This window comes from Mucilaginibacter sp. cycad4 (genome assembly GCF_034263275.1).
In the GTDB taxonomy this organism is placed as follows: domain Bacteria; phylum Bacteroidota; class Bacteroidia; order Sphingobacteriales; family Sphingobacteriaceae; genus Mucilaginibacter.
In genome coordinates this window covers 5145951-5171843 of the sequence record NZ_CP139559.1, presented here as the reverse complement: position 1 = coordinate 5171843, position 25893 = coordinate 5145951, and the positions used below count along the sequence as shown (strand labels likewise).

General features: G+C 42.9%; 25 protein-coding genes. 6 read left to right on the top strand and 19 right to left on the bottom strand.

Annotated features, from left to right (window positions below):
• Positions 1–50: 50 nt before the first annotated feature.
• The 3 genes from nadD to SNE26_RS20965 form a co-directional block, all read right to left on the bottom strand.
• Positions 51–623 (bottom strand): nicotinate (nicotinamide) nucleotide adenylyltransferase, encoded by a 573-nt coding sequence (nadD, locus tag SNE26_RS20975; protein ID WP_321555850.1) that lies wholly within the window; start codon positions 621–623, stop codon positions 51–53.
• A gap of 92 nt (positions 624–715) precedes the next feature.
• Entirely contained in the window at positions 716–1297 is a 582-nt protein-coding gene (gmk, locus tag SNE26_RS20970; protein ID WP_321555849.1) for a guanylate kinase, read from the bottom strand.
• Between the two features lie 98 nt (positions 1298–1395).
• The gene (locus SNE26_RS20965; RefSeq protein ID WP_321560049.1) at positions 1396–2271 is read right to left on the bottom strand and encodes a YicC/YloC family endoribonuclease; all 876 of its coding nucleotides are present in this window, start codon (positions 2269–2271) and stop codon (positions 1396–1398) included.
• Positions 2272–2518: 247 nt separating this feature from the next.
• On the opposite strand from SNE26_RS20965, the gene SNE26_RS20960 reads away from it, so the two are divergent.
• Entirely contained in the window at positions 2519–3328 is an 810-nt protein-coding gene (locus SNE26_RS20960; RefSeq protein ID WP_321555848.1) for a hypothetical protein, read from the top strand.
• Positions 3329–3349: 21 nt separating this feature from the next.
• Here SNE26_RS20960 and rnc read toward each other — a convergent pair whose 3' ends face one another.
• Genes rnc through SNE26_RS20945 form a run of 3 tightly spaced genes read right to left on the bottom strand, consistent with a single transcriptional unit; the run spans position 3350 to position 5595 of the window.
• Positions 3350–4075, bottom strand: coding sequence for a ribonuclease III (gene rnc, locus SNE26_RS20955; RefSeq protein ID WP_321555847.1), 726 nt, complete (start codon positions 4073–4075; stop codon positions 3350–3352).
• A gap of 10 nt (positions 4076–4085) precedes the next feature.
• Positions 4086–5339 (bottom strand): beta-ketoacyl-ACP synthase II, encoded by a 1254-nt coding sequence (gene fabF, locus SNE26_RS20950; RefSeq protein ID WP_321555846.1) that lies wholly within the window; start codon positions 5337–5339, stop codon positions 4086–4088.
• 19 nt (positions 5340–5358) lie between these two features.
• On the bottom strand, positions 5359–5595 hold the full coding sequence (locus SNE26_RS20945) for an acyl carrier protein (protein WP_031266521.1): 237 nt from the start codon (positions 5593–5595) through the stop codon (positions 5359–5361).
• A gap of 154 nt (positions 5596–5749) precedes the next feature.
• On the opposite strand from SNE26_RS20945, the gene SNE26_RS20940 reads away from it, so the two are divergent.
• On the top strand, positions 5750–6169 hold the full coding sequence (locus tag SNE26_RS20940) for an IPExxxVDY family protein (RefSeq protein ID WP_321555845.1): 420 nt from the start codon (positions 5750–5752) through the stop codon (positions 6167–6169).
• Between the two features lie 65 nt (positions 6170–6234).
• Positions 6235–7674: a pyruvate kinase gene (gene pyk, locus SNE26_RS20935; protein WP_321555844.1), complete on the top strand. Its 1440-nt coding sequence runs from the start codon at positions 6235–6237 to the stop codon at positions 7672–7674.
• 691 nt (positions 7675–8365) lie between these two features.
• On the opposite strand, the gene SNE26_RS20930 is transcribed toward pyk, so the two are convergent.
• Complete coding sequence (locus tag SNE26_RS20930) at positions 8366–11092, bottom strand: ATP-binding protein (RefSeq protein ID WP_321555843.1); 2727 nt, start codon at positions 11090–11092, stop codon at positions 8366–8368.
• A 352-nt stretch (positions 11093–11444) separates the two neighbouring features.
• Here SNE26_RS20930 and aroE point away from each other — a divergent pair, with 352 nt between their 5' ends.
• The 3 genes from aroE (at position 11445) to SNE26_RS20915 (ending at position 13573) form a co-directional block, all read left to right on the top strand.
• Positions 11445–12251, top strand: coding sequence for a shikimate dehydrogenase (gene aroE / locus SNE26_RS20925; protein ID WP_321555842.1), 807 nt, complete (start codon positions 11445–11447; stop codon positions 12249–12251).
• The gene (gene gldD / locus SNE26_RS20920) at positions 12215–12826 is read left to right on the top strand and encodes a gliding motility lipoprotein GldD (RefSeq protein ID WP_321555841.1); all 612 of its coding nucleotides are present in this window, start codon (positions 12215–12217) and stop codon (positions 12824–12826) included. Before aroE ends, gldD begins: the two co-directional genes overlap by 37 nt.
• A 186-nt stretch (positions 12827–13012) precedes the next feature.
• Positions 13013–13573, top strand: coding sequence for a hypothetical protein (locus SNE26_RS20915; RefSeq protein ID WP_321555840.1), 561 nt, complete (start codon positions 13013–13015; stop codon positions 13571–13573).
• An 81-nt stretch (positions 13574–13654) separates the two neighbouring features.
• Here the strand turns inward: SNE26_RS20915 and SNE26_RS20910 are convergent, their stop codons facing one another.
• From SNE26_RS20910 to SNE26_RS20855, 12 genes are all read right to left on the bottom strand, one after another.
• Positions 13655–14173, bottom strand: coding sequence for a dihydrofolate reductase family protein (locus tag SNE26_RS20910; protein ID WP_321555839.1), 519 nt, complete (start codon positions 14171–14173; stop codon positions 13655–13657).
• Positions 14174–14177: 4 nt separating this feature from the next.
• Positions 14178–15566, bottom strand: coding sequence for a LutB/LldF family L-lactate oxidation iron-sulfur protein (locus SNE26_RS20905; protein ID WP_321555838.1), 1389 nt, complete (start codon positions 15564–15566; stop codon positions 14178–14180).
• Positions 15567–15781: 215 nt separating this feature from the next.
• Positions 15782–17341: a M28 family peptidase gene (locus SNE26_RS20900; RefSeq protein WP_321555837.1), complete on the bottom strand. Its 1560-nt coding sequence runs from the start codon at positions 17339–17341 to the stop codon at positions 15782–15784.
• Between the two features lie 108 nt (positions 17342–17449).
• A complete protein-coding gene (rpiB, locus tag SNE26_RS20895; RefSeq protein WP_321555836.1) occupies positions 17450–17887 on the bottom strand; it encodes a ribose 5-phosphate isomerase B in 438 nt (145 codons plus the stop codon).
• A gap of 167 nt (positions 17888–18054) precedes the next feature.
• Entirely contained in the window at positions 18055–18921 is an 867-nt protein-coding gene (gene tatC, locus SNE26_RS20890) for a twin-arginine translocase subunit TatC (RefSeq protein WP_321555835.1), read from the bottom strand.
• A gap of 74 nt (positions 18922–18995) precedes the next feature.
• Positions 18996–20330, bottom strand: coding sequence for an acetyl-CoA carboxylase biotin carboxylase subunit (accC, locus tag SNE26_RS20885; protein WP_321555834.1), 1335 nt, complete (start codon positions 20328–20330; stop codon positions 18996–18998).
• A gap of 141 nt (positions 20331–20471) precedes the next feature.
• Positions 20472–20945, bottom strand: coding sequence for an acetyl-CoA carboxylase biotin carboxyl carrier protein (gene accB / locus SNE26_RS20880; protein ID WP_321555833.1), 474 nt, complete (start codon positions 20943–20945; stop codon positions 20472–20474).
• Between the two features lie 257 nt (positions 20946–21202).
• Positions 21203–22192, bottom strand: a complete 990-nt coding sequence (locus tag SNE26_RS20875) for a beta-ketoacyl-ACP synthase III (RefSeq protein WP_321555832.1) — start codon at positions 22190–22192, stop codon at positions 21203–21205.
• Positions 22193–22202: 10 nt separating this feature from the next.
• Positions 22203–23141 carry a phosphate acyltransferase PlsX gene (gene plsX, locus SNE26_RS20870; protein ID WP_321555831.1) on the bottom strand — a complete coding sequence of 313 codons (939 nt, stop codon included), beginning with the start codon at positions 23139–23141 and terminating at the stop codon, positions 22203–22205.
• Positions 23142–23157: 16 nt separating this feature from the next.
• A complete protein-coding gene (gene rpmF / locus SNE26_RS20865; protein ID WP_090534782.1) occupies positions 23158–23349 on the bottom strand; it encodes a 50S ribosomal protein L32 in 192 nt (63 codons plus the stop codon).
• A 16-nt stretch (positions 23350–23365) separates the two neighbouring features.
• Positions 23366–23890 carry a DUF177 domain-containing protein gene (locus SNE26_RS20860; protein ID WP_321555830.1) on the bottom strand — a complete coding sequence of 175 codons (525 nt, stop codon included), beginning with the start codon at positions 23888–23890 and terminating at the stop codon, positions 23366–23368.
• A 162-nt stretch (positions 23891–24052) separates the two neighbouring features.
• Positions 24053–25702, bottom strand: a complete 1650-nt coding sequence (locus tag SNE26_RS20855; protein ID WP_321555829.1) for a S8 family serine peptidase — start codon at positions 25700–25702, stop codon at positions 24053–24055.
• Positions 25703–25893 lie beyond the last annotated feature (191 nt).

Here is a 25893-nt window from a genome sequence, read left to right as displayed (position 1 = left end):
TATACAATAAAAAAGCGCCCGTGAGGACACGGACGTGGGAATGGTTATATCTATCTGTACAAACTCTTGCTCTCAATAAATTTTAAAACCGGATCTGGTACAAAGAATTGAACATTCTTTTTTTCGGCAATTGATTTGCGGATAAATGTTGCCGAAAGTTCCATAAGCGGGGTCATGGTAATGGTAACCGAAGGGTGATCGGCCAGTTCGGCGTTTTCATAGCCGGGGCGCGGGTACACATAAATGCGGTAATCGCGCAGGATAAGCTTATAGTTTTTCCACTTATGCAGTGAGCCAAGATTATCCGAACCCATGATGAGGGCAAATTCATGCTCAGGATATTTTTCCTTTAAATGAGCAAGCGTATCAATGGTATATGATGGCTGGGGTAATTTCAGCTCAACGTCGCTCACACTAATGTTGGTTGCATTATCAGTAGCCAGGCGGGCCATCTCCAATCTGTCATAGGTGTTGATCAGGTCGCCATACTTTTTTAGCGGATTTTGGGGCGATACCACCAGCCATACCTTATCAAGTGAAGTATGGTTTGCCATATAATTGGCTATGATCAAATGCCCTATATGTATAGGATTAAACGAACCAAACAGTAAGCCTATCTTCATGTTGTGCCCCCTAACCCCCTAAAGGGGGAATTAAAAAAGTTTTATAGATTAAGCTAACCCGGTGTACAAAATGAGTTTTTCGCACTCCCCCTTCAGGGGGCCGGGGGGCTAATAAAGTTACTCACCAATTCTTCCGCCTCTGTGCAAGCCGTTTCAAGATCGTAATTTTTGAGTATAATATCAAATTGCGGAGCGTATTTAAGCTCTTTTTCTGCTTTGGCAAAGCGTTCTTTCAGTTTTTCTTCGCTATCAGTGCCGCGGCCGGTCAATCTTTCAATTAAAACTTCAAGTGATGGTGGCTGTACAAATATGGCCAGCGCCTGGGGGCCATATTTGCGTTTAAGGTGAAGTCCCCCTTCTACGTCTATGTCAAATATTACCGTTTTTCCTTTTGCCCAGATGCGCTCAATTTCGGTACGGAGCGTGCCATAAAAAGTACCGGTATAAACCTCTTCAAACTCAACAAACTGCTTTTTGGCAATGCGGTGCAAAAATTCTTCTTTGCTTATAAAATAATAGTCCTGCTCATGCACTTCATCGCCGCGGCGCTCACGCGTGGTGGCCGAAATGGAAAATTCAAGCTCAGGGATCTTCCCCAGCAAATGATGTACTATGGTTGTTTTACCAGCACCCGACGGAGCCGAAAATATGATGAGTTTACCTTCTTTGGTCATTGGTCAATACGTCATTAGGTCATTAAGTCATTGCCTCATTTTTCAAAATCGCCGGCAAAGCAATAATGACTTAATGACCCAGTGACTTAATGACTATACTACAATACGTTTAACAGTTGTTCTTTAATTTTTTCAAGCTCTTCTTTCATGCCTACTACCAGTTTCTGGATGTTGGCATCATTGGCTTTTGAGCCTAATGTATTGATTTCGCGGCCAATTTCCTGCGAAATGAAACCCAGTTTTTTACCGTTTGCGTCGGCATTTTTTAGGGTTTCGATAAAGTATTCGCAATGCGCTTTGAGCCTTACCTTTTCTTCGGTTATATCAAGTTTATCAATATAGTAGATCAGCTCCTGTTCAAACCGGTTTTGATCTATAGCTTCGCGGCTTGCGGCTTCGGCTAAAAATGTATCGAGGCGCTCCCTGATCAAAGGAACCCGTTTAGGATCTTCCAGCTCAACAAGGTCAAGGTTTTTTAATATGGTGTTAATACGCCCTTTAATCTCCAGTTCAATAACATTGCCTTCCTGTGCCCTGAAATCCTGGAAAGCCGCCATAGCTTGTTGAAAGGTTTTCTCAACGGCTTTCCACTCATCTTCGGATATGGTATCTTCTTCGTATTTCACTACTTCGGGTAAGCCCAATGCCAACTGAAGCAGGTTGCCGGTTGGCTCACCCAACTCTTCACTTACCGTTTTAAGCTGATTATAATAATGTTTAAGCAGGTCTTTATCAATGCCGGCTGCTTTTATCGCCTGGCTTACCTGTTCGGTATTGATAGATAAATTAACCTTACCGCGTTCGATAAGCTTGCTGCAGTCATTACGCAGCTGAAACTCTTTTTCGGCAAAAATCTTCGGCAAACGAAGCGATAATTCTAAAAATTTGCTGTTCAGGGATTTAACCTCTACGGTGTATTTTGTACTGCCCGAATCAAAACTGGCAATTCCATACCCTGTCATGGATTTTATCATGCGCAAAGATAGCAATTTTAGTTAGAGGTTAGAGATCGGAGATTAGAGGTTAGGCTATCTCGGATTTCGAATGTTCGATTTCGGATTTGAAATAAATTCAATAGCGAGAATGGAGAGAATTCATCACTTAAAAAAAGAAAAAACTAACCTCCAATCTCTAACCTCTAACCGCCAGAGCGAAGCTCTTTAACACTTTTTCACATTTCAAATAAAATACAGTTCCTATATTTACGTTCAATTATCACTGATGCGCAACTATTTATACCTGCTTGTAACAGGCGTTCTATGCCTCATTGCCGTTCATGTTTCGGCCCAGGAGTTTACGGTAAAGGGTGTTATCTCAAAAAAGGTGACCAATGAGCGTGTAGGACAGGTTTTTGTTAAAGATCTGAATACCAAAACACTGATACTTAGTGATGATGTAGGCTGGTTTAGTATAAAAACCCGTGTTGGCGATACCCTGCTTTTTACCCGGGATGACTACACCCCCCAAAAAGTAGTGGTGCTGAATAATAGCGACATGCCTGTTTACATGCAGCCAATTATAAAACTTGACGAGGTAAAAGTGGTTGGCCAAACCAAAAGGCAGGAGATAAACCAGGTATTGAATGATTATAAGAAACAGGGGACTTATTATAATGGAAAGCCGCCTGCATTATCTTTTTTGAGCAACCCCGTAACCGGCCTTTACGAGCTTTTGGGAACGACTCCTAATCGTGCACGCCGCTTTGCCCAAAATGCTCAAAGCGAGCTGGAGCAGGCCGAAATTCACAAACATTACAACATCCCATTTGTGAAACAATATACCGGCCTGGCTACCGATAGCCTGGCGCGTAAGTTCATGAATTATTACACGCCCACATACAAGGATATCAAAGCCTGGACTGATTATGACCTGATTAAGCACACTATACGCGCATATGAATATTATAAAAGCAGTAGTGACAAAGATAAGCTTGAGAAGTTAAACAGCCCGACATTCATCGTGCCGGATTCAACTGTTAAACTGGGTGAGGGGCCGGTACAGCTTAAAAAGGAAAAGCAACCACCGCTATAATCATCAAAATAACTTTTGGAATCAGATGCCTAATGCTTCGCAGGCTTTTTCTGCAGCAAGCTTTTCGGCATTCTTTTTACTGAACTCTTTACCCGAGCCCATAATTTCGCCATCAACATTGGCCTGTACGGTGAAAAGCTTGGTGCTTTCACCATCCTGGTTGGTTACCAGTTCAAAAATAATATCGCGGCCATGGCGCTGGCACCATTCAATAAGCTTGCTCTTAAAATTGGTTTCCGTTTGCTCAAGCTTATGGATATCAATATGAGGTTTTATGATGTGGTTGATCAGGAAATTTTTGGTAAAGTCATACCCCTTATCCAAATAAACCGCTCCTATCAGGGCTTCAAATGCATCGCCCAGCAATGACCCCTGCCTGCTTGAGTTAAGCATGCGGTTATCATACTCAATAAGCTTATCAAAGCCAAGTTTTTTGCCGAGTGCGTTAAGGTTTACGCGGCTTACAATTTTTGAGCGTAATTCAGTTAAAAAGCCCTCATCTTCAAAAGGGTATAATTTAAAAAGAACTTCAGCCACAACACTGCCCAGTACGGCATCGCCTAAAAACTCAAGGCGTTCGTTACTGTTCTTCACCCCCTTCTTGATGTTTTGTGCTACCGACTTATGACGGAAAGCCATGCGGTATAAAGACAAATTGCCCGGCACAAAGCCGAGCAAATTCTTTAAAATTTTAACATACTTTCTGTTGGGTGATATATAAAGCTTGTAGAACCGACTTATAGGCATCAAACCACAATTAATCTTCGTACTTTTTAAATATTACAGAAGCATTGTGTCCGCCAAAACCAAATCCGTTGCTTTGCACTATATTAATATCGCGTTTTTGGGCGGTATTAAAAGTGAAATTGATCTTAGGATCAAACGCCGGATCATCAGTAAAGTGATTAATGGTTGGAGGGATGATACCATGTTTTAATGCCAGTATCGATGCAATAGCTTCAACCGCACCGGCAGCACCCAATAAATGGCCTGTCATTGATTTGGTTGAGCTGATGTTGATACGGTAAATATCATCGCCAAACACATCCTGTATTGCTTTAATTTCCTGCGGATCACCGATTGGGGTTGATGTGCCGTGAACGTTCACATAATCAATATCGGCAGGGCTAAGGTTAGCATCTTCGAGGGCTGCGCGCATTACAAATGCGGCACCTAAGCCATCGGGATGAGGTGCTGTCATGTGATAGGCATCGGCGCTCATGCCGCCACCCACCATTTCAGCGTATATTTTAGCGCCGCGGGCTTTAGCATGTTCTAATTCCTCTAAAATAATAGTACCTGCTCCTTCACCGGCCACAAAACCATCCCTGTCCAGGTCAAACGGACGTGATGCTGTTGCCGGGTCATCGTTACGGGTTGATAATGCATGCATGGCGTTAAAACCACCTATACCGGCTTCGTTGATGATAGCTTCAGAACCACCGCTGATGAACATATTAGCTTTACCCAAACGGATATAGTTAAAAGAGTCGATCAGTGAGTTATTTGATGAAGCACATGCCGAAACGGTAGTGAAGTTAGGGCCGCGCAAACCATATTTAATAGATATATGGCCGGGGGCAATATCGGCAATCATTTTAGGGATGAAGAACGGGTTAAAACGTGGAGAGCCATCGCCTTTGGCAAAGGCCATCACCTCGTCAAGGAAGGTTTTTAAACCTCCGATACCCGAGCCCCAGATAACGCCAATGCGGCTGGTATCCAGTTTTGAGAAATCTAATCCCGCGTCTTTTACGGCTTCTTCGGTTGAAAATAAGGCGTATTGTACAAAAGGATCTAATTTGCGGGCGTCTTTACGGCCCAAAAAACCATCCGCGTCAAAGCCTTTAACTTCGCACGCAAACTTAGTTTTGAATTTTTCGGTATCAAAACTTTTGATCAAGGCAGCGCCACTTACTCCATTGATCAGTCCGTTCCAATAATCTGAAACAGTGTTGCCAATAGGAGTAAGTGCTCCAAGCCCGGTTACTACAACTCTTTTAAACTCCATTTAATCCAGTTAGGGAGTTTTATTTAACGTTTTTTTCAAGGTAAGCAACTGCCTGGCCAACAGTACCAATAGTTTCAGCCTGATCGTCAGGAATAGCCACGTTAAATTCTTTTTCAAACTCCATGATTAATTCCACGGTGTCTAACGAGTCGGCACCAAGATCATTGGTGAAACTCGCTTCTGGCGTAACTTCACTTTCGTCAACACCCAGTTTTTCTACGATAATAGCTTTTACTCTTGAAGCGATATCAGACATAGTCTTTATAGTTTAATGATTAATAAAAATTCAGTGCAAAGAAAAATAAATTCTGTCAATAAACAAATCTAAAACTTTTACAATATAAATCTCTAAACAAAATTTTATTGAAACGGTTTGTATTAGTAATTTTGACGGCGTAAAAGTAATGATTTTGAACAGGAAATTTTTAAAGTTTGAGATCGATTTTGATTTTGTGCTCATTGCAGTAACAAGCTCACTTAAAGATTACCGGGTTTGTTTTCTTATAAACAAGTACTTGAATTTTAATTTCGCAAAAACTGATGACCTGGAAGTAGATATTTACCCCGGGGCTGAACCTGTTTTGTTTTCATTATACCGCTACAGCTGGGAAACCACCGAAACAGATTTCTTCTTTATAGGCAATAAAGGCTCAGATGGTTACCTGGTTCCTGAAATAAAAAGTGCCGACTATTTTTTAATGATCCGTAACTATATAGATGATAATGAGCTTGATACGATCATCTCATCGCTCAATAAAATACCTGAGATAGTTGCAGCAGTAAAGATTGACCCAAAAAAAATAAAATCACGGGAAAATCTGTTATTTTAGCGCCGAATTTAAAAAGGTGTTGGTTTTACAATCATTAAATATCCTCCAGTTTTAACCCGAATAATATGGAACTATACTATAATCGTACAAAAATTGTTGCCACCATGGGGCCGGCATCAGCTAAAAAAGATGTTTTATTAGCGATGATCAAGGCAGGTGTTAACGTTTGCCGTCTTAATTTTTCGCACGGTAAGCCCGAAGATCATAAGGTAGTGATCGATCTTATCCGTGAGATTAACGAGCAATACAAAACCAACGTAGGCATCCTGGCCGACTTACAGGGCCCAAAGATCCGCATAGGCCTGGTAAAGGATGGCGGTATTCATTTAGTAAACGGAACGCACATTAAAATTACCACGCATGAATGCATTGGTAACGATGAGCAGATCTATATTACTTATGATACCTTTCCGCAGGATGTACAGGCAAACGAAATTATTTTGCTTGACGATGGTAAGTTGCAATTAAGGGTTATTGAAACCAACAAAATTGATACAGTTATATGTGAGGTTGTTCATGGTGGTATCTTAACATCACGTAAAGGTGTTAACCTGCCAAACACCAAAGTATCTATCCCAAGCTTAACCGAAGAAGATTTGATCAACCTTGAATTTGCCCTTAAACAGGATGTTGAATGGATCGGTCTTTCTTTTGTTCGTACAGGCGAGGATATTATTGACCTGAAACGTATTATAGCACGCAACGGCTCGGCAGCTAAGGTGATTGCCAAAGTTGAAAAGCCGGAAGCTATTGATAATATCGATGCCATTATTGCCGCAACAGATGGTGTAATGGTTGCCCGCGGTGACCTTGGTGTTGAAATGCCGCTTGAAGAAGTGCCATTACTCCAAAAAATGATCGCCCGTAAATGCCGTGCCGCTTCAAAACCAGTTATCGTTGCTACCCAGATGCTGGAGTCAATGATCACCACACCACGCCCGACCCGTGCCGAAGTGAATGACGTTGCCAACTCTGTACTTGATGGTGCCGATGCGGTGATGTTAAGCGGTGAAACATCAGTTGGCGAGTTCCCGGTTATTGTTATTGAAACTATGGCCAAAATTGTACGCAATGTGGAAGAATTAGGCTATCCGTTTAACGCTCCTAAACAAGCAACAGCCAAAGATCCGTCATCTCCGGATTTCCTGATCAATGCACTTTGCGAATCTGCCGTGCATATTGCTGAGCAAAGCAATGCGGTAGGTATTGTTTCCATGACAACTTCAGGTTATACTGCATTTGAAATATCAAGCCACAGGCCTAAAGCCAGTACCTATATCTTTACATCAAACAAGCAATTATTGAACGCGCTTAGCCTCGTTTGGGGTGTGAGAGCGTATTATTATGATCAGTTGGAAAGCACCGATCAAACCATTGCTGATGTTAATGACACTCTTAAAGCCGAAGGCCTGATTAAAACAGGCGACGTAGTTGTTAACACTGCTTCTACGCCTATTATTAAACAAGGTAAAACCAATACGCTTAAATTAAGCGTTATTGAATAAGGTTATTTAAAATCTTACTTTTAATGAAGAAGGCTCGCCGGGATAACTGGCGGGCTTTTTTATTTGATGTAATTCAACAAAAAAAGCATTTTATCGCCTTATACCATTTTTTGTAGAGACGTTTCATATCCATCTCTTGCCCGCACATGCGATCCGTTTTCTGCAAACGGATACAAAAAACAATGCCGGCTACCCGAAGGTAAACCGGCAAAGCACAATTAAAATCAGGCATAATTCAGGTTTAAGTTGAAAGGCTGATTTCTCTTGCTATCCTAAAAAATAAAAGGTAGATGCTTCTTTAAAATAAAATTTATCCGCGTTTATAAAACCGGTTTGAACACCTGCTGCAGCGATAGCGTTTTACCGCAAGCCGGGGAAGCAACAGTTTAACAATAGCGCCTCTTTTTATCCGGTCGCAAAATTTGTTTTTACATCTTGGGCATATTGCATCAGGTGCTTTGCCGATAGTTGGTATTGTATCAGTTTGGTTGTTATCGGTACTGAGCTTATCCTCATTAAAAGTCACAATCATTGTTTAGGGGAATTGTATCTCACAAAACTGCCCAAAAGCAATGTAAAAAAACTGCCATTTAGCTTTACAAAACCGCCATTTGCGATAAAAAAGCATCCTTTGTCGATAAAAAGCCCTAAAAACTAAAAAGACAATTAAAATGATAGCCAACCGTAAGGTTTAAAGCAATTCGTTAACGTCACGGCCATAATGTTCCTTAAATAATTTGCCAAAATATGTAGGCGTATCAAAACCCGCGGCATATGATACTTCGGCAATAGTGCGGTACTTGCCGCTTTCAATGGCTTCGCGTGCTATTTGCAGCTTAATAGCGCGGATGTATTTATTGGGTGTAAGCCCGGTAATTGATTTTATGCGGCGAAACAATTGCCGCTCGCTGATAGCCAGTTCATAACTCAATGCGGCAAGGGTAAGGTCCGTTTTCCCGGTATGTTTTCGTACCTGGGCTTCCAGTTCCTCAAGCCAGGATAAATCGGCTGGCGAAAGTATCAGACCGGAGCTTTCTGCCGGTTGTTCAAGCTGCTGACCGTTGTTACAAGTGTTTAGCTCATCTTCATCCGGAATAGTGATCCCCGAGCGGGCGGCGGCGTTATCAATAAGGTTGGCAGTACGTGCAAGCAATTCGCTGCTTAAAAAGGGCTTGGTAAGGTAATCATCAACACCAATATGAAGCGCTTTAAGCTTATGCCCTGTATCCGCCAGCGCAGTGAGCATAATCACCGGAATGTTGCAGTAAGCAGTGCTTTGCTTCAGGGTTTCGAGCAGGGTAAAGCCATCCATTTCGGGCATCATCACATCTGATATGATCAGTCTGGGCATTACCGGCATATTTTGCAGCTTTTTCAGGGCTTCGCGGCCATTACCGGCAGTGATGAGCCGGTAAAGCGGCCGTAAAATATCTGCAATATAAGCAGCCATTTCATGATGGTCTTCTACCAGCATAATAAGCTCCCCATTAGTGTTTTCCACGCTGGTTTTAACAGACGAAACAATTACGGCTTCTGTTCCGGGTACTTCAGTTGCTGGCTTTTCAGCTGCCTTAAGCGGGATATCTATCTTAAAAAACACGCCTTTTCCCCAGTCGTTATCAACAGTAATACGCCCGCCCATCAATTCTGTAAGTTCACGTGCTATAGCAAGGCCTATGCCCGTACCTCCTTCTAAGGGCGTGTTATTACTTCTGCCCTGATAATAGCGGTCAAAAATATTGGGGAGATCATCCGGATGAATACCCATACCGGTATTAGATACACTAAACTCAATCATTTCCGGCTTTATATCAGCCGTAATAGTTATAGTACCGGCGTAAGGCGTAAACTTAATGGCATTACTGATGAGGTTATTAGCCGTTTTTTCAAACTTTTCCTGATCAAGCAAAACAAATAGTATTGGATCAATGGAGTTGAGCAATCTGTAATCGATTTGCTTATATTCAGCAGCCGATGCAAAGCCCTGGTATAATATCTTAACAAATGACAATAGTGCAACCGGCCTAAGTTGTAATGTTAATTTCCCTGCTTCCAGCTTGCCAAGATCAAGCAATTCGTTAGTCATATTGAGCAGCTTTTTGCTATTGCGTAATATTGAGTGCAGCATGTTTCGCTGTTCGTCTTCATAATTATTAAAAGCCATTAGCTGAGCCGCCGGCCCCATGATGAGCGTTAGCGGGGTGCGTAATTCATGGCTTATGTTGGCAAAAAAGCGTGTCTTCATAGCATCCAGTTTTTCCAGCTGGCTATGTTCTTCGGCCAGTAATGCCGTCTCTCTTTTCTTTTTAAGTATAAACCAGCGATAACTGATAATTGATGTCATCACTATAAACAGCGCAAGTACAATTAAAAAATTCCGTTGTACTTCAACCAGCTTAGTTTGGCCGGCGGCTATCAATAATCGCTTATCTGCCTGGTATTTTTTATCCAGTTCGGAAGCATCCCGTACCTTATCGAGCTCGTTGATGCTGTCATTAAGCCTCCGGTACAGATAACTATACTTAAAAGCATTTTTATAATCGCCAATACCTTTATATGCATCGATTAAATGATTATAGATGTTTTTTTGCACCGTAATATTACTTTGTGCTTCGGGTTGGATAGCAACAGCTATTTCGCCGTATTGTGCAGCCTTTTTAAACTCTTTATGATCAACATACATGGTCATAAGTTCGTTAAGGTTATGCTTTTCGAGGGTTTTGAAATCCCCTTTGCGGGATAATTCCAATGATTTCATCAGGATCTCCTCTGCTTTTTTATCCTGGTTGGTCATGAGGTAAAGCCTGCCCAGATTACCCTGGTAACGGGCTATGCTAAAGTCTGAAAGAAAATGAGCATACTTTTTATCAAGTACCTGTTCCATTAGCCGGGTAGCTTTTACCAGGTTACCCGGCGACGATATGCTCCGTTCGGAAAGGATGTTGGATATGTTGCTCAGCGCAAAAATATAAGAAGCTGTATCCTTTATGCTCAAAGCATCTTTTGAAGCCTGCTCTGCGTATGGCAGGGCTTGTTTTGGGTTATCAATCGATCTGTAGATATCAGCAATACAAGCGCGGCAGTCGATACTCAAACTTTTCCATGCCCGGTTATCGCACTCTTTCAGTATTTTAAAAGCAACGTTTAAGGCTTCAACCGTTTTGGCTTCGCGGCTAAGCATGTAGGCTACCATTATCGGTGCTTTTTCGTAAGTAAGTGAATCGGCCGGGGTGGCAAGTTTGGTAGCTTCGCGGCCAAAAGTTAAGGCATCATGTTCATTACCTATGCCGTAAGCCTGGTAGGCCTGGGCCAGTAAGATCCGCGCTTCAAACAGTTTATTGTGATTTTTCCTGGCCGAATCCACAAGCCTTTTTGCAAGCATAGCTGCCGAATCCTGGCTTTTCATGCTTCGGAGCATTTTCAGTACAGGTTCTTTAGCAGGTCGGGACTGACTTTGAGCCTGTGCAGTAAAACTGCATAAAACAATAAAACAAAAAGGGATGATCCTCCTAAAAGGATGACTGAGGTAAATTGTAATAGGGGTCATGATATTGAAGCCCAAATTACAACTTTATCACTGCCCGGAATTACCTAATTTGAAATAAACTTCCTTATAAATAATTTTTATCCAAAGTGTTTTGTGGCTTATTCTTTTTAAATCTATAGTTAAAATTGCCTGTTTTGTTGCTAATATTACGCCATTAAAGCTATATGCCGGCTTAAAGCTATAATTGATTACTTTAGCAGCTGGTATCGTTATAAAATTGACCATGAAACACTACGGACTAATTGGTTTTCCGCTTTCTCACTCATTTTCAAAAAAGTTTTTTACCGAAAAATTTGCAGCCGAAGGTATTACAGATGCACGCTATGATCTTTATCCCATTGAGCATATCAAGGACCTGCAGAACTTGCTTGATGAACATCCGGATATTTGTGGTCTTAATGTAACCATTCCCCATAAAATAAATGTATTGCCTTTTTTAGATTGGATAGAGCACGACGCCCGTACTGCCGGTGCCGTAAACTGTATCAGGGTAACTGCCGAAAGCCCGATCGAAGCCGCGTTTTCGGGCGAGATAGGAGTTAAAGATCATGATTTCAGGTTGGAGGGGTATAATACCGACATTTACGGATTTGAGGAATCATTGAAGCCTTTAATTGGCGATGGAAATGATGACGCCCTGGTTTTGGGTGATGGCGGTGCCGCAAAGGCTGTAAAGTGCGTACTCGAAAACTTAGGTATCACTTATAAAGTTGTTACCCGCAAGCCCACGCACCATGCGGATAATATATTATTCAAAGATCTTCAGCCGCACCATATCCTGCAGCATAAACTTATCATCAATACAACCCCGCTGGGTACTCATCCCAATGTTGATGAATGCCCGCCTATACCTTATGATTTTATTGGCGAGAATCATATTTTGTACGACCTGATCTATAACCCTGAAGAAACCCTGTTTTTAAAACGCGGTCGTGAGCGCGGTGCGGTCACTAAAAATGGCTATGAAATGCTGGTTTTACAGGCCGAAAAATCATGGGAGATCTGGAACTCAAAGGAGAAGCATCCATGAAATATGTAAGTTTACTGGTAGTAGTGCTATTGTTTTTGGCGGCGTGTGGCGGCAATCATGATTATGCACCCAAGCCGCGCGGCTACTATCGCATAGCATTCCCTAAAAAAGAATACCGTGATTATGCTGCCGGGTGCCCATATACTTTTAACTATCCCAAATACGCCTTTATTGAACCCGATAAAAAGCGTGAGGCCAAACCTTGCTGGGTAAATATGCAGTTCCCGCAGTTTAATGCCACGCTGCATTTAAGCTATCAGCCCATCACCTCAAAAAAAGAGTTTAATGAACTGGTGGAGGATGCCCGCACTTTCGCCTTTAAGCATACGGTAAAAGCCACATCTATTGACGAAGGCATCATCCATTATGCCGATAAGAAAGTTTATGGTATTTATTATACAATAGACGGCAATGCCGCTTCATCGGCGCAGTTTTTCCTTACGGATAGCGTACATAATTATATGCGTGGGGCGCTATATTTTAACAGTGAACCCCGGCTTGACTCCATACAGCCGGTGCTTAATTTTATAAAGCAGGATCTGGCTGTGATGATCAAAAGTTTTAAGTGGAAGTAAAGGGCCGGAAGCAAGACTTTAAGAATCAAGAGGCAGGATACTAATCAGAGGAGTTGAAGGTTGTGTTAACACGGCCATTCATTCAAATTAATTATTATCTCTATTTCGAGTTGCGGCAAAACAGGTCTTGGCATCCGTTGTTACTGATATACGCGGGATTACAATCCTGCATTTAATCAGCAAACAATGAAACTCATCAAACTCAATAAAATACGTACCGAGATCCGGTTACATACCGAAAGCCTTGCCCATATGGGGTTTAGGAAAATATTTGAAGGCATTGATCAGCTTAAAATAAAAAACGGCGTTGATAAACTCGGCCTTGAAGGTTTTATTAACCAATGCGCCTGTCTTGCAGCAGGTTCGGGCGCTATGGCCGGCAGCGGGGGGATGTTTACCCTCGTAGCAGGGATCCCATTTGATTTTATCAATTTGATCACCCAGCAGTTTAGGGCTATTATGGGCATTATGTATTATTATCGGGGCACGTATGACAATGGGTTCGACGATTTCATGTCGTTAGTGGCAACATCCGTAAGGGTGGAAGCTGGTGTGGCTATCACCAAAACCATGATGGAAGGCATTGCCGAAAGGATGCTTATGATATTAGGCACCCGAACTGCCGAACGCCTGGTACCCGTTGTTGGCGCGGTTATTGGCGGTACGGCAAATTACCTGTTTATTAAACGCATGGCCGAACAGGTGAAGCGGATGCAAAAGGATTTTGTGGTTATTGAAGTAGGGTAGGGTACTTAAGCGCAGAGCGGACATATGGCGTTTACCTTTGAGCTTCCAAATTACAATGCCATGAAGTAACCCCAGATTGAACTACGGTTTGATGATATACCTGAGCTGAATAAGTCCGCTTGAAAATTGCTCGGCGCCAAGCAGTATCAGGTTAATGCGCTCTTTTATATTTGTAAAAAGTGGTTTTCCACTACCTAAAATTACGGGGTGTACTGATAATAATAATTCGGAGATCAGGTTTTTTTTGATAAACGCTTCAACAAGTTCTGCCCCGCCAAACAACCAGATATCCCGTCCTTCCTGGCTCCTGATTTCTTCGATCCTGCTTTTAAAATCAGCAGACCTCAGTATTTCAACATTATCAGCTTGCGGATCATGAAGTGTATCCGAAAATACATACATTTTCATGGCGGCAAACATTTTTGGATCGGTACGCATAATCAGTTCATAACTTTTGCGCCCGATGAAGACAGCATCACAAGCTTTAAAAAAATCGGTAAGGCCATAATCCTGGTCGTCAAAGCACCAGTCGTATTCACCATTAGGGCCTTCAATATAGCTATCGAGACTAACAGCGAGGTTTAAGATTATTTTACGCATAGCACTATTCTTCGGGTGTGTTATTCATTTCCTGCCATTGCTTGCTGAATGATTTATCAGCCACACGCGGCATCTCGCGCAGATGACCCCAGGTACGTTTAAAGAAGGTTTTAAGCAGGAAGTTTTTCATGCCGCCGCCAAAAAAATCGGTAAGCTTGCGTTTAATCATTCCCTTTTTCCAGATGGCCCAGCCCCAGCGTTCTTTATTGGTAACCAGGTTTTCGTTCACCGCATCACGGCGGTTGAGGAGTAGCATTTTATGGATATCGATCTTAACCGGGCAAACCTCGGTACACTTACCGCACAGGCTTGAAGCATAGCTCAGGTGTTTAAAATCTTCCATTCCCTGGGTGTGCGGGGTAATGATAGAACCTATCGGGCCACTATAGGTGGTAGCATAAGTGTGGCCGCCAATGTTTTTATAAATAGGGCAGCCATTAAGGCAAGCCCCGCACCGGATGCAGTAAAGGCCCTGGCGCTGGTCTTTTTTTGCCAGCAGATTGGTGCGGCCATTATCCAGCAGCACTACGTACATTTCCTCAGGCCCGTCGGTTTCATCCGGCCGGCGCGGACCGCTTAATATAGTATTGTAAACGGTAAGGTTCTGTCCTGTACCGTGGGTAGACAGCATGGGCCAAAACAAATCCAGGTCGGTAATGGAAGGGATGACCTTCTCGATCCCCACAATGGCAATATGGATTTTAGGGAATGTAGTACAAAGACGCGCATTGCCTTCATTTTCGCTGATGGCGATGCTGCCGGTATCGGCCAGCAGGAAATTGGCACCGGTGATACCCACGTCGGCCTGTACATATTTTTCACGAAGCAGCTCACGGGCTTTGAGGGTAATTTGCTCGGGCGTGGCATCAATGGGGATACCAAACTTTTCATGGAAAAGCTTTGCGATATCCCCCTTGCTCAGGTGCATGGCCGGGGTAACAATATGGTATGGCTTTTGACCTAACAGCTGCACTATGTATTCACCCAAATCGGTTTCGAGCGATTCTATTTGATTGCTCTCTAAAAACTCGTTCAGGTGAATTTCTTCGGTAACCATTGATTTGGATTTCACCACAGTTTTGGCGTTGGCCTTTTTGATGATGTTCAGGATCTCACGCTGGGCCTCTTCTACATCGTTAGCCCAGATCACCCTGCCGCCGCGTTTCTGAAAATTGGCTTCAAATTCCGGGAGGAATTTATCCAGGTTTTCCATCACCTTCCACTTAAGCACATGACCTTTCTTTTTGGCGTTATCCAAATTAATAATGCGTGAAAGACCCCGCGATACCGCTGTATTGTACCGGTCAATATTGAAATTGATAATCCGGCGATGATCAGCATCAAATGCCTTCTCCTCCGATTTTACCAAAAATTCTTCAGCGGTTGCTCCCATATATGCGAAAATAGACTTTTTGTTTTATGTTTTTTGGTGAGTGGTTGATTTAGTTGATTAGGTGAGTGGTTTTTTATTTTTTGAACATTTTATTGGGCGTATGGTTTCAATAAATCAATTTTTCTTTAACAAAAAGAGGCGCATCACATGCGCCTCTACATAGAAATATTGTCCGTGAGCGAACCACTCACCTAATCAACTAAATCAACCTCTCACTACTTACCAGCAGCATCAACTACAGGGCGCTTATCGCGGTTGGCAAGTTCCCAACCGGTATAAAATACCAGTTGAGCGCGTTTAGCTAACAGTGGGAAGTTGATCTTGCTTACTTCATCCCCCGGTTGGTGATAATCGGCATGTACGCCGTTAAAGTAGAAGATAATTGGTACGCCATGTTTTGCAAAATTGTAATGATCACTGCGGTAGTAAAACCTGTTGGGATCATTTGGATCGTCATACTTGTAATCAAGCTTTAATTTGGTGTAAGTATTATTGGCATTCTCGCCAATGTCATGCAGTTCCTTGCTTAACATGGCCGAACCGATAGGGTACACATAGTTTGCAGAATCAGGCTTGCCGATGTACTCTTCACCAACGCGGCCAATCATATCGATGTTTAAATCGGTAATGGTATTAGCCAGCGGGAATACAGGATGATCTGAATAATACTCAGAACCCAATAAACCTTTCTCTTCGCCAACGTTACCTAAAAACAGGATGCTGCGGCGTGGCCCGTGGCCGTCTTTTTTAGCTTTAGCAAAAGCGCGGGCAATTTCCAGAACGCCGGTAGTACCAGAGCCATCATCATCGGCTCCGTTGTTTACTTTATCTTTAGCCTTTTCATCAGGGTTTAAACCGATGTGGTCGTAGTGTGCCGAAAAGATCAGCACTTCATCTTTCAGGTCGGTGCCCGGCATATAGCCTAACACGTCAACCGCCTTTACATCTTTTTTTGTAGTAGCGTAATTTATAACCACATTGTTTTTAATAGCTGCTGCAGGGGTAGTAGCTGCTGCCGAAGCAGATTTAAGATCGGCAAAGGTTTTACCTGTCGGTTTTACCAGCTCGTCGGCCAGTGCCGTGGTGATGTTAATTACCGGGGCGTTGGTGTTTGCCGGCTTAGCTATTCCATCCTTAATAGTTAACTTCGGGCTTGTTACGCTTTTGCCATAACGAGTTAGCGCGTCTGCAATACCCGGGTTAGCGGCTAATATAATAGCAGGGTTTTTGCTTTGTAAGTTTTTTATAACCTTCATGCGCGCGTTAGTCATACGGTAACCGGTATTAGGTGTGGTACCTGCTTCGGGCTTGTCTTCGTTGATCCAAAGGATAATTTTGCCTGCCAGATCAGTGCTGCCTATTTCGGTATCGGTACCGTAACCAACAAAAACAATATCGTTTACAGATGTGCTTTTATCAGGGAATGCGCCGCCTAGATAGAAATCGGTACCATACTCAAATGATTTACCGTTAACGGTGAATGCTGTTACTTTCAAAGCATTTTCGGTAAGGGGAACATCAAAAAAGTATGATCCGTTAACCGGGGCCTGAAGCCCTAATTTTTTAAATTCGCCGGCTATATAGTTAGCGGCTTTCTCCGCGCCTGGTTTACCCGTTTCGCGGCCTTCAAAGGCATCCGAAGCCAGGATGCTCAGGTGCTTTTTCGCGTCGTCGGCAGTAATCAGCCCGGCGTATTTCATTGCCGTGGCATTCTGCTGGGCACAGGCCGTCGTTGCCGAAGCCAGCGCGATGAGCAATAATGGTAATTTATTCATTCTTTTAGTTAATAGTTCGTTGTTAGTTGATGGATCATAGTTAATAGATCATAGCCATCAGTTGGAACGAACCAACTAATCTCTGATCTCTAACCTCCAGTCTCCGGCTTAAGCGCAGGCTATCTTTTCCACACGGTTAGCATGTCTGCCGCCTTCAAATTCCGTATTCAAAAATGCAGTTACTATGGCCTTCGCTTCTTCGGGGGTAACAAAGCGGGCAGGTACGCAAACTATGTTGGCGTTGTTGTGGCTGCGGGCCAGTACTGCTATTTCTTCTTTCCAGCAAATGGCTGCGCGAATGCCCTGGTGTTTGTTGGCAGTTATGGCTACGCCATTGGCTGCACCGCAAATCAGAATCCCCAGATCGCATTCACCGCTTTCAACGGCATTGGCTACAGGATGTGCAAAATCAGGATAATCAACCGATTCGGATGAATAAGTGCCGAAATCTTTTACTTCGACAGATGACAGCGCCTCTGTTAAAATTTGTTTGTAATCATACCCGGCGTGGTCCGAACCGATAGCGATTTTTAATCCTTGCTTCATTTATCAAAAGTATAACGTTTTATCACTTTTTAAAGGTAAATAATTTGTTATAAACCGGCCAATTTGTAATTGCTCAAAAAAAGAAATTACCCACCCAAAAAGTATGTGGATCTCACTTATTTATTGTCTCATTCAATAAAACAGCATGTAATCGGGTTAAAAAGCAATTATGCTTTATCTAACTCCTGTTCTTTTTTAATCCTCCGTTTTTCAACAAGACCGGCTACAACTATACTAACCTCGTACAATACAAACAGCGGAATACTAACTACGGTCATGGTAAGCATATCAGGAGTAGGGGTAACCACGGCGGCTATCACCAGGATTACCACAATGGCATACCGGCGGGTTTCTTTCATGAACTTAGGCGTCATGACACCCAGGTTGGCCAATATGTAAACAATGATAGGCAATTGGAAAACAACACCTGTAGCAAGGGTAAGAGTAGCTACTGACGAGATATAAGAATCGATATCAAATAAATTTTGGATAACTGTGCTCACCGTATAACTCGACAGGAAATTGATTGACATCGGTGTAATCACGAAGTAACCAAAGGTGATACCTAAAAAGAAAAGCACACAGGCATAAAACACAAAGCCGGTAGCGGCTTTACGTTCAGCATCGTGCAGGGCCGGCTTGATAAACCGCCAGATTTCCCATATCAGGTACGGGACGCCCAGTGTAATACCTATAATTAATGCCGAGTTGATTTGGAGGGTAAACTGCCCCGCCATTTCGGTATTGATGAGCTTGATGTTTACTTTGTCAATGCAAAAACCGTCACGGTGCAGGGCAGCACCGATTTTGCAAAGCATCCGGTAAGTCCAGAAGGTTGATTTACTGGGGCCCATGATAATGGTATCAAAAATCCAGTCGTAGTAGTAAAACACAACAGCGGTAAATATTACAATTGCTACCGAAGCTCTTACGAGGTGCCATCTCAAGGCTTCGAGGTGATCAAAGAAAGACATTTCTGCCTCTAACGTTTTTCCTTTATCCTTTATGGCCTTGATGATCTTGTTCTCGCTCATTGTAATATATACCGCTGTATCAACGCTATGATGCTAAATACGTTTTATAGTATGAAGATAGTTTGAATTTATTTTTATAATTCAAATGTATCCATAAACTTGGTGGTAAAATTACCAGCGCGGAAGTTAGGATCCTTCAATAATTTTAAATGGAATGGAATGGTAGTTTTTACGCCTTCTATCACAAATTCGCTCAATGCGCGTTCCATAGTGCTTAAAGCTTCATCGCGGGTTTGAGCCACGCAAATAACTTTAGCAATCATTGAATCGTAATTTGGCGGAATAACATATCCTGTGTACACGTGTGTATCGATACGTACGCCATGACCACCTGGTGAGTGGAAATTGGTTATCTTACCAGGTGACGGGCGGAAACCGTTAAACGGATCTTCGGCATTGATACGGCATTCAATGGCGTGCATGGTTGGCTCGTAGTTTTTACCTGAGATAGGGATACCTGCAGCAACTTTAATTTGCTCTTTGATCAGATCGAAGTTGATCACCTCTTCGGTAACCGGGTGCTCCACCTGGATGCGGGTGTTCATCTCCATAAAGTAGAAGTTGCGGTCTTTATCAACCAAAAACTCTACTGTACCTGCACCTTCATATGAAACAGCTTTGGCACCTTTAATAGCAGCCTCACCCATTTTTTTGCGAAGCTTTTCGGTCATGAAAGGTGAAGGTGATTCTTCAACCAGTTTCTGGTGACGGCGCTGGATGGAGCAGTCACGTTCAGACAAATGGCAAACTTTGCCAAACTGATCGCCCACAACCTGGATTTCGATGTGGCGCGGGTCCTGAACATATTTTTCAAGATATAAGCCATCATTACCAAAGGCTGCACCAGATTCGGCACGGGCCGAATCCCAGGCGTTCTCAAACTCCTCGTCTTTCCAAACAATGCGCATACCACGGCCACCACCGCCGGCGGTAGCTTTCAATATAACAGGGTAACCTATTTTATTGGCGATAGCAATCCCTGATTTTACATCGCTAAGCAAACCATCAGAACCGGGAACGATAGGTACACCCGCTTTTTTCATGGTATCCTTAGCCGAAGCTTTATCACCCATCTGGTTGATCTGCTCGGCAGTGGCACCAATAAATTTGATACCATACTCAGCGCAAATGGCAGAGAACTTGGCATTTTCAGACAGGAAGCCATAGCCAGGATGGATAGCATCGGCGTTGGTTAGTTCGGCAGCTGAAATGATATTAGGAATATTTAAATAGGAATCGCGGCTTGGCGGTGGACCGATACAAACAGCTTCGTCGGCAAAGCGAACATGAAGGCTATCGCGATCTGCAGTTGAATATACAGCTACCGTTTTAATACCCATTTCCTTACAGGTACGGATAATACGGAGGGCGATTTCGCCACGGTTAGCTATTAATATTTTTTTAAACATAAGTATATGTTAGTTAATGGTTGATTGAGTTAAGTGGTTGATTAGGTTATCAAACACTTATAAGCTTAAACAATGAAAGGTTGATTTATAAAGCAGTAAAACCACTCACTTAATCAACCATCCACTTAATCAACTTAACAATTAAACTGGTTCTACTAAAAACAAGGGTTGATCGTACTCAACAGGTGAAGCGTTATCAACAAGAATTTTTACTATACGGCCTGAAACTTCTGATTCAATTTCATTGAACAGTTTCATTGCTTCAATGATACATACTACAGAACCTGGTTTTATCTCGTCGCCAACGTTAACAAACATAGGTTTATCCGGGCTTGATGAGCGGTAAAAAGTACCGATCATAGGCGATTTAACGGTAATGTATTTCGATGTATCAGGACCGGCTGGTGCAGCAGGCTCAACAGGAGCCGGAGCTGGTGCGGTTGGCAATACCGGCGTAACAGGTTGTGTAACCGCAGGAATTGTAGCATGAACCACCGTAGGCTGTACCTCGTTGGTTTTTATGGTGATCTTGAAATCTTTTTGCTCGATTGATACTTCGTTCACGCCCGATTTGGAAACAAAGCGAATAAGGTCCTGAATTTGTTTAATATCCATGTTGAAGGATTAATTGGTTTTGGACAAAGTTTATATCTAAGTTATAGTCAAATGTGCAGATATGCAAATGCGCAGATATGCAAGTTATGTGTTGATTAATTAGCTTTTAAAATGACCGGCTATGGTAGTTAAGCGGTCTGTTTTTCAATTCCTTTAAGCAGATAACATGTACTTTTTACAGATGTTTTAAATTTCTGATATGATGAATGTACATCCTTTATGTAAATTGGCACATCCGCACATCTGAAATCAGCACATCAATAAGCCCATTTTAAATATACCGAACCCCAGGTAAAGCCGCCGCCAAAAGCCGCCAAAATAAGGTTGTCCCCTTTTTTAAACTTGCTTTCCCACTCCCACAAACAAAGCGGGATGGTGCCGTTGGTTGTATTACCATAGCGCTCGATATTAACGATCACTTTATCTGAACTGATACCTGTGCGGTTTGCCGTAGCATCAATAATGCGTTTGTTGGCCTGGTGTGGCACCAACCAGGCAATATCATCACCGGTAAGCTGGTTGCGTTCCATTACTTCGTGCGCAACATCGGCCATGTTGGTTACTGCAAATTTAAACACAGCCTGGCCTTCCTGGTAGGCGTAGTGTTCTTTAGCATCAACCGTTTCATGGCTTGCCGGTTTCAATGAACCGCCGGCTTTCAGGTTTAAATACTGGCTGCCCGCGCCATCACTTTTTAAAATAGAATCGATAACACCGTTGCCTTCTTCATTGGGCTCAAGTAATACCGCGCCGCAGCCGTCACCAAAAATGATGCAGGTAGCACGGTCCTGGTAGTTAATAATGGCCGACATTTTATCGCCGCCAACAACCAGCACTTTTTTATGCTTGCCGCTTTCAATAAATTGGGCGCCTGTTGTTAAACCATATACAAAGCCTGAGCAGGCTGCCTGTAAATCAAATCCCCATGCGTTTTTAGCACCAATTTTATGCGCTAAAAGGTTTGCCGTAGCCGGGAAGATCATATCAGGGGTAGTAGTACAAAAGATGATAAGATCGATCTCATCTGCGCCGATGCCGCGTTTTTTGAGCAGCTCGGTAACGGCCGGGACCGCCATATCAGATGTAGCAAGGCCTTCGCCTTTTAATATGCGCCGCTCTTTGATACCGGTACGGCTGGTTATCCATTCGTCATTTGTATCAACCATTGTTTCCAGTTCCTGGTTGGTTAATACATAGTTGGGAACGTAACCATGTACTGCGGTAATAGCGGCATGAACTTTACTCATCTTTATAAAATTACTGGAATGCTTGTTTTATTTTATCAACGAGGTTACTCTCCACCATGTTCCTTGATAAAAGGACCATGTTTTTTATTGCCTCGGGGCTCGAGATGCCGTGACCAACAACAACGGGAGCATTTACACCCAGTATTGGGCTGCCACCGTATTGTTCATAATTAAACCTGTCAAAAAACTCGTCCTTTAGCTGTTTCTTCCGCGTTATAACATAGAACGATTCGGCAAGCTTTAATATTACATTGCCGGTAAAACCATCGCATACATAAACGTCGGCGCTTTCACTAAAAAGATCGCGTCCTTCAACATTACCTACAAAGTTAAACAGCGTTGTAGCTTTCATTAATGGGTAGGTGGCCTGGCTAAGGATATTACCTTTTTCTTCTTCCTCGCCAATGTTTATAAGTGCAACCCGGGGCTTAGCTATATCATAAACGGTTTGGGCAAATAAGCTGCCGAGTACGCCGAACTGAACAAGCACATCGGGTTTGCAATCGGCATTGGCACCTACATCCAACAAAATACCCAAACCGCCTTTTAGTTTGGGTACAATAGTAGTCATAGCCGGACGTACAACACCCGGAATAGTTTTTACGCTGAACATGGCGCCAACAAGCATGGCACCGGTGTTACCAGCCGATGAGAATGCCTGGATTTCGCCGCTTTTTAACAGTTGGAAACCAACCGATATGCTCGAATCAGGCTTCTGAACAATAGCTTTGGTAGGATGCTCGCCCATGCCAATAACCTCCGTTGTATGTACAAACTCGAAGTTATCAGGGCTTACACCATTTTCCTGAAGAATACTTACTGTAACTTCCTTATCGCCAATAAGTACCAGTTTCTGGTCGGCAGATAAAGTTTTATACGCTTCGATAGCTCCTAAAACAGCTGCTTTGGGAGCGTAATCACCGCCCATAATATCTAAGCCAATCTTCATTTTCAGAAAATTAAACTTATGCTACTGCTGCTTTCTCAATAAGAACTTTACCGTTGTAGTAAACATTACCATCAACAGTATACGCTCTGTGCGGCAAATGCACAGCGCCTGTAGTTTGGCAGGTAGTTAAAGTTGGAGCTTCCGCTTTGTAATGCGTTCTGCGTTTATCTCTCCTTGATTTCGAAAATTTCCGCTTTGGATGTGGCATAATATCCTAATATTAATTATTTATTCATTTTCCTGAGCGCATCCCACCGTGGGTCTGTTTGCTCACTTTGTTCACCATTTGCCGAAAAACTATTTAGTTTTTCAAGCATTTCTTTATCACAATAAGGGGTTTCGCCCTCGTTATCGCAAACCGATATAAACGGCACTGCAACGTTAATATATTCGTAAATCAGCCCGGCTATATCAATCTCATGATCGTTTTTACCAAGGCTAATGATCTCCTCGTCTTCATCTATCAGCTCGTCGCTGAACTTAGCTATCTGCTGTTCAGTAATATCAACCTGCTGCGGCAGTTGCGATAAACACCTGTCGCAGGTAGTATCAATTGTGCCGTCTATCTTAAAATTCAGGATCAGCATAGTTTCCTGCTTATCCAGTTCAACCTCACAATGCAGGGTTGCTTTTTTAACGAGCGAATATTCAAACTCATCAAAAAAGTCATCCTGTATGTCATACTCAAACTGGTGTTTCCCCAGTTTAAGCCCCGTAAAGGGAATCGAATATTTTTTAAGCGATTTCAATGAGCAACAATTAGCCCGCAAATGTAGAGAAAAATACCATAACTGGAAAGTGTTTTTTTATTTTGCTCTTTTGGCAAGGTGAAAGGCGAAGGGTTAAAGGTAAAAGGTTGTATGACAGTGATTTTTACTCTGTTTTAAAATCACTGTCATATTAAATTGAAATTAGTTTGGCAAAACCTCACTTTTCATTTTCGAGGCCAGTTGCAAGGCTTTGTATGCATTTACAATGCCGCCTGTTTTTGAAAGCGTTGTAAAATCAACCTTTTCGGTTTTGCTACCGGGCTTTAATACCAGGGTGCCGTTAAGCGGTGTAGCCGAACTTAAAATGGCTTCCTTTACCTGTTTAGCACTCAGGGTTGGATAGTACTCTAATATTAAAGCAGCTATGCCTGCTGTTATTGGCGATGAAAAGCTGGTGCCGTCTTCAGTATCAACCTCAGCATCGGTAGTAATGGAGGTAACTTTTACCCCCGGCGCAAAAATATCCACGCTTTTTTTGCCGTAATTAGAAAAATCGCCGGCAAGGTTTTGCCCTATCCTGGGCCCCGAAGCTCCGACGCTGATCACGTTATCAGCATCGCTTGATGAGCCATCTAAAAAAGTATCGTTTGGAAATTCCGGCTGGGTATCCATATCCTGGCTATCGTTACCGGCAGCCATCACCAGTAATACATTTTTTGAGGCAGCATATTTAAAAGCGGCGTCAACCCATTCCTTATGCGGCGAGATCTTTTTTCCAAAGCTCATATTAACCACCCTGGCACCATTGTCAACCGCATAGCGGATAGCGTTGGCCACATCCTTATCATATTCATCACCATTGGGCACGGCCTTAATGATCATCAGTTTAACGTTGTCGGCTACACCATTGATACCGTAATTGTTATTCCGCACCGCGCCAATGAGCCCGGCTACCCCTGTGCCATGTGCCGCATCGGCAAATTTCACCAGGTTATTGCCATATGGTTTGCCGTCCATGGTATCAGGATCATCGCCTACAATGCGCTTCCGCGAAGTAAGATCGGGTGATACATCGTTATTAAGCTTTGCAAGATACTCGCTCAGGTCTTTAATGATCTTGGCATTGGTCGACCCTACACCTTCCTGCGAAAACACCGATTCCCAAACATATTTGCTTTGGCTTAGGGTGTCATTGGTGGCTTTTACCTTAACAAGGTCCGCCCGGGTAAAAGTGCCGTTGGCTGGTAAATTAAGACCGCGTTTAATATACCCGCTGGTAACCATCAGCGCGTTCATTACCGGCGAAAGCTGGCCAATTTCAGTATTAGCCTTGTTTGCCGTTGAATCATAAACCGTTTTAACACGCAGCCAGTAAGCATACTCTTTTTTATTGGTAGCAGTTGAATCTGTAACCGAAGCATATTTACCTTTCAGTTTATTGTATTCACGTACCTCTTCTGTGGTTTCGGTAAAGTCGGCTTTGCCGCCTGGGCCGCCCAAAAAGTTCCATCCGTGTATATCATCAACGTAACCGTTATGGTCGTCATCAACACCATTTCCCGGAATTTCCTTTTTATTTACCCATAACACTGTTTTCAGGTCCGTTTGCAGGGTGTCGGCACCGCTGTCGATAGTGGCAACCACAACAGGCTTGCTTTTTTTGCCTTGTACAAACAAGTAAGCCTGCTTTAAACTGATGCCGTAAAAGCCGCTTTCCTTTAAATCAAGCAGGTGCCAGGCTTTTGGCGGGGCGGGGTCGGCTGCGGGCATTTGCTGTGCCGATGCCGGTAAATTAACTAATAATGCTGCTGATAAAGTGGTTGCGCTTACGTACTTACAAAATTTGAACATGAACAGTATTTAATATTATATAGCGTCTTTAAATTGAAAGACTTGAATGAATCGTTTTTAATTTTTATTTTAATTCTTGCTTTTACGTGTCATCTAACATTAATGTTAGTCATCATTTTTTGGGCGTTACCTTCGGCCGGGCTATCCGCTCATACGCCTGCAGGCATTCCGCTCGTGGCAGGTATCCGCTA

Coding starts and splice junctions, on each gene's coding strand:
- rnc (WP_321555847.1), bottom strand. CDS start 4,075: ATGCCTATAAGTCGGTTCTACAAGCTTTATATATCACCCAACAGAAAG.
- fabF (WP_321555846.1), bottom strand. CDS start 5,339: ATGGAGTTTAAAAGAGTTGTAGTAACCGGGCTTGGAGCACTTACTCCT.
- SNE26_RS20930 (WP_321555843.1), bottom strand. CDS start 11,092: ATGCTCCGAAGCATGAAAAGCCAGGATTCGGCAGCTATGCTTGCAAAA.
- pyk (WP_321555844.1), top strand. CDS start 6,235: ATGGAACTATACTATAATCGTACAAAAATTGTTGCCACCATGGGGCCG.
- accB (WP_321555833.1), bottom strand. CDS start 20,945: ATGGATATTAAACAAATTCAGGACCTTATTCGCTTTGTTTCCAAATCG.
- SNE26_RS20900 (WP_321555837.1), bottom strand. CDS start 17,341: ATGAATAAATTACCATTATTGCTCATCGCGCTGGCTTCGGCAACGACG.
- SNE26_RS20915 (WP_321555840.1), top strand. CDS start 13,013: ATGAAACTCATCAAACTCAATAAAATACGTACCGAGATCCGGTTACAT.
- SNE26_RS20945 (WP_031266521.1), bottom strand. CDS start 5,595: ATGTCTGATATCGCTTCAAGAGTAAAAGCTATTATCGTAGAAAAACTG.
- SNE26_RS20855 (WP_321555829.1), bottom strand. CDS start 25,702: ATGTTCAAATTTTGTAAGTACGTAAGCGCAACCACTTTATCAGCAGCA.
- gmk (WP_321555849.1), bottom strand. CDS start 1,297: ATGACCAAAGAAGGTAAACTCATCATATTTTCGGCTCCGTCGGGTGCT.
- aroE (WP_321555842.1), top strand. CDS start 11,445: ATGAAACACTACGGACTAATTGGTTTTCCGCTTTCTCACTCATTTTCA.
- accC (WP_321555834.1), bottom strand. CDS start 20,330: ATGTTTAAAAAAATATTAATAGCTAACCGTGGCGAAATCGCCCTCCGT.
- rpmF (WP_090534782.1), bottom strand. CDS start 23,349: ATGCCACATCCAAAGCGGAAATTTTCGAAATCAAGGAGAGATAAACGC.
- nadD (WP_321555850.1), bottom strand. CDS start 623: ATGAAGATAGGCTTACTGTTTGGTTCGTTTAATCCTATACATATAGGG.
- SNE26_RS20905 (WP_321555838.1), bottom strand. CDS start 15,566: ATGGGAGCAACCGCTGAAGAATTTTTGGTAAAATCGGAGGAGAAGGCA.
- SNE26_RS20960 (WP_321555848.1), top strand. CDS start 2,519: ATGCGCAACTATTTATACCTGCTTGTAACAGGCGTTCTATGCCTCATT.
- rpiB (WP_321555836.1), bottom strand. CDS start 17,887: ATGAAGCAAGGATTAAAAATCGCTATCGGTTCGGACCACGCCGGGTAT.
- gldD (WP_321555841.1), top strand. CDS start 12,215: ATGGGAGATCTGGAACTCAAAGGAGAAGCATCCATGAAATATGTAAGT.
- SNE26_RS20965 (WP_321560049.1), bottom strand. CDS start 2,271: ATGATAAAATCCATGACAGGGTATGGAATTGCCAGTTTTGATTCGGGC.
- tatC (WP_321555835.1), bottom strand. CDS start 18,921: ATGAGCGAGAACAAGATCATCAAGGCCATAAAGGATAAAGGAAAAACG.
- SNE26_RS20875 (WP_321555832.1), bottom strand. CDS start 22,192: ATGAGTAAAGTTCATGCCGCTATTACCGCAGTACATGGTTACGTTCCC.
- plsX (WP_321555831.1), bottom strand. CDS start 23,141: ATGAAGATTGGCTTAGATATTATGGGCGGTGATTACGCTCCCAAAGCA.
- SNE26_RS20910 (WP_321555839.1), bottom strand. CDS start 14,173: ATGCGTAAAATAATCTTAAACCTCGCTGTTAGTCTCGATAGCTATATT.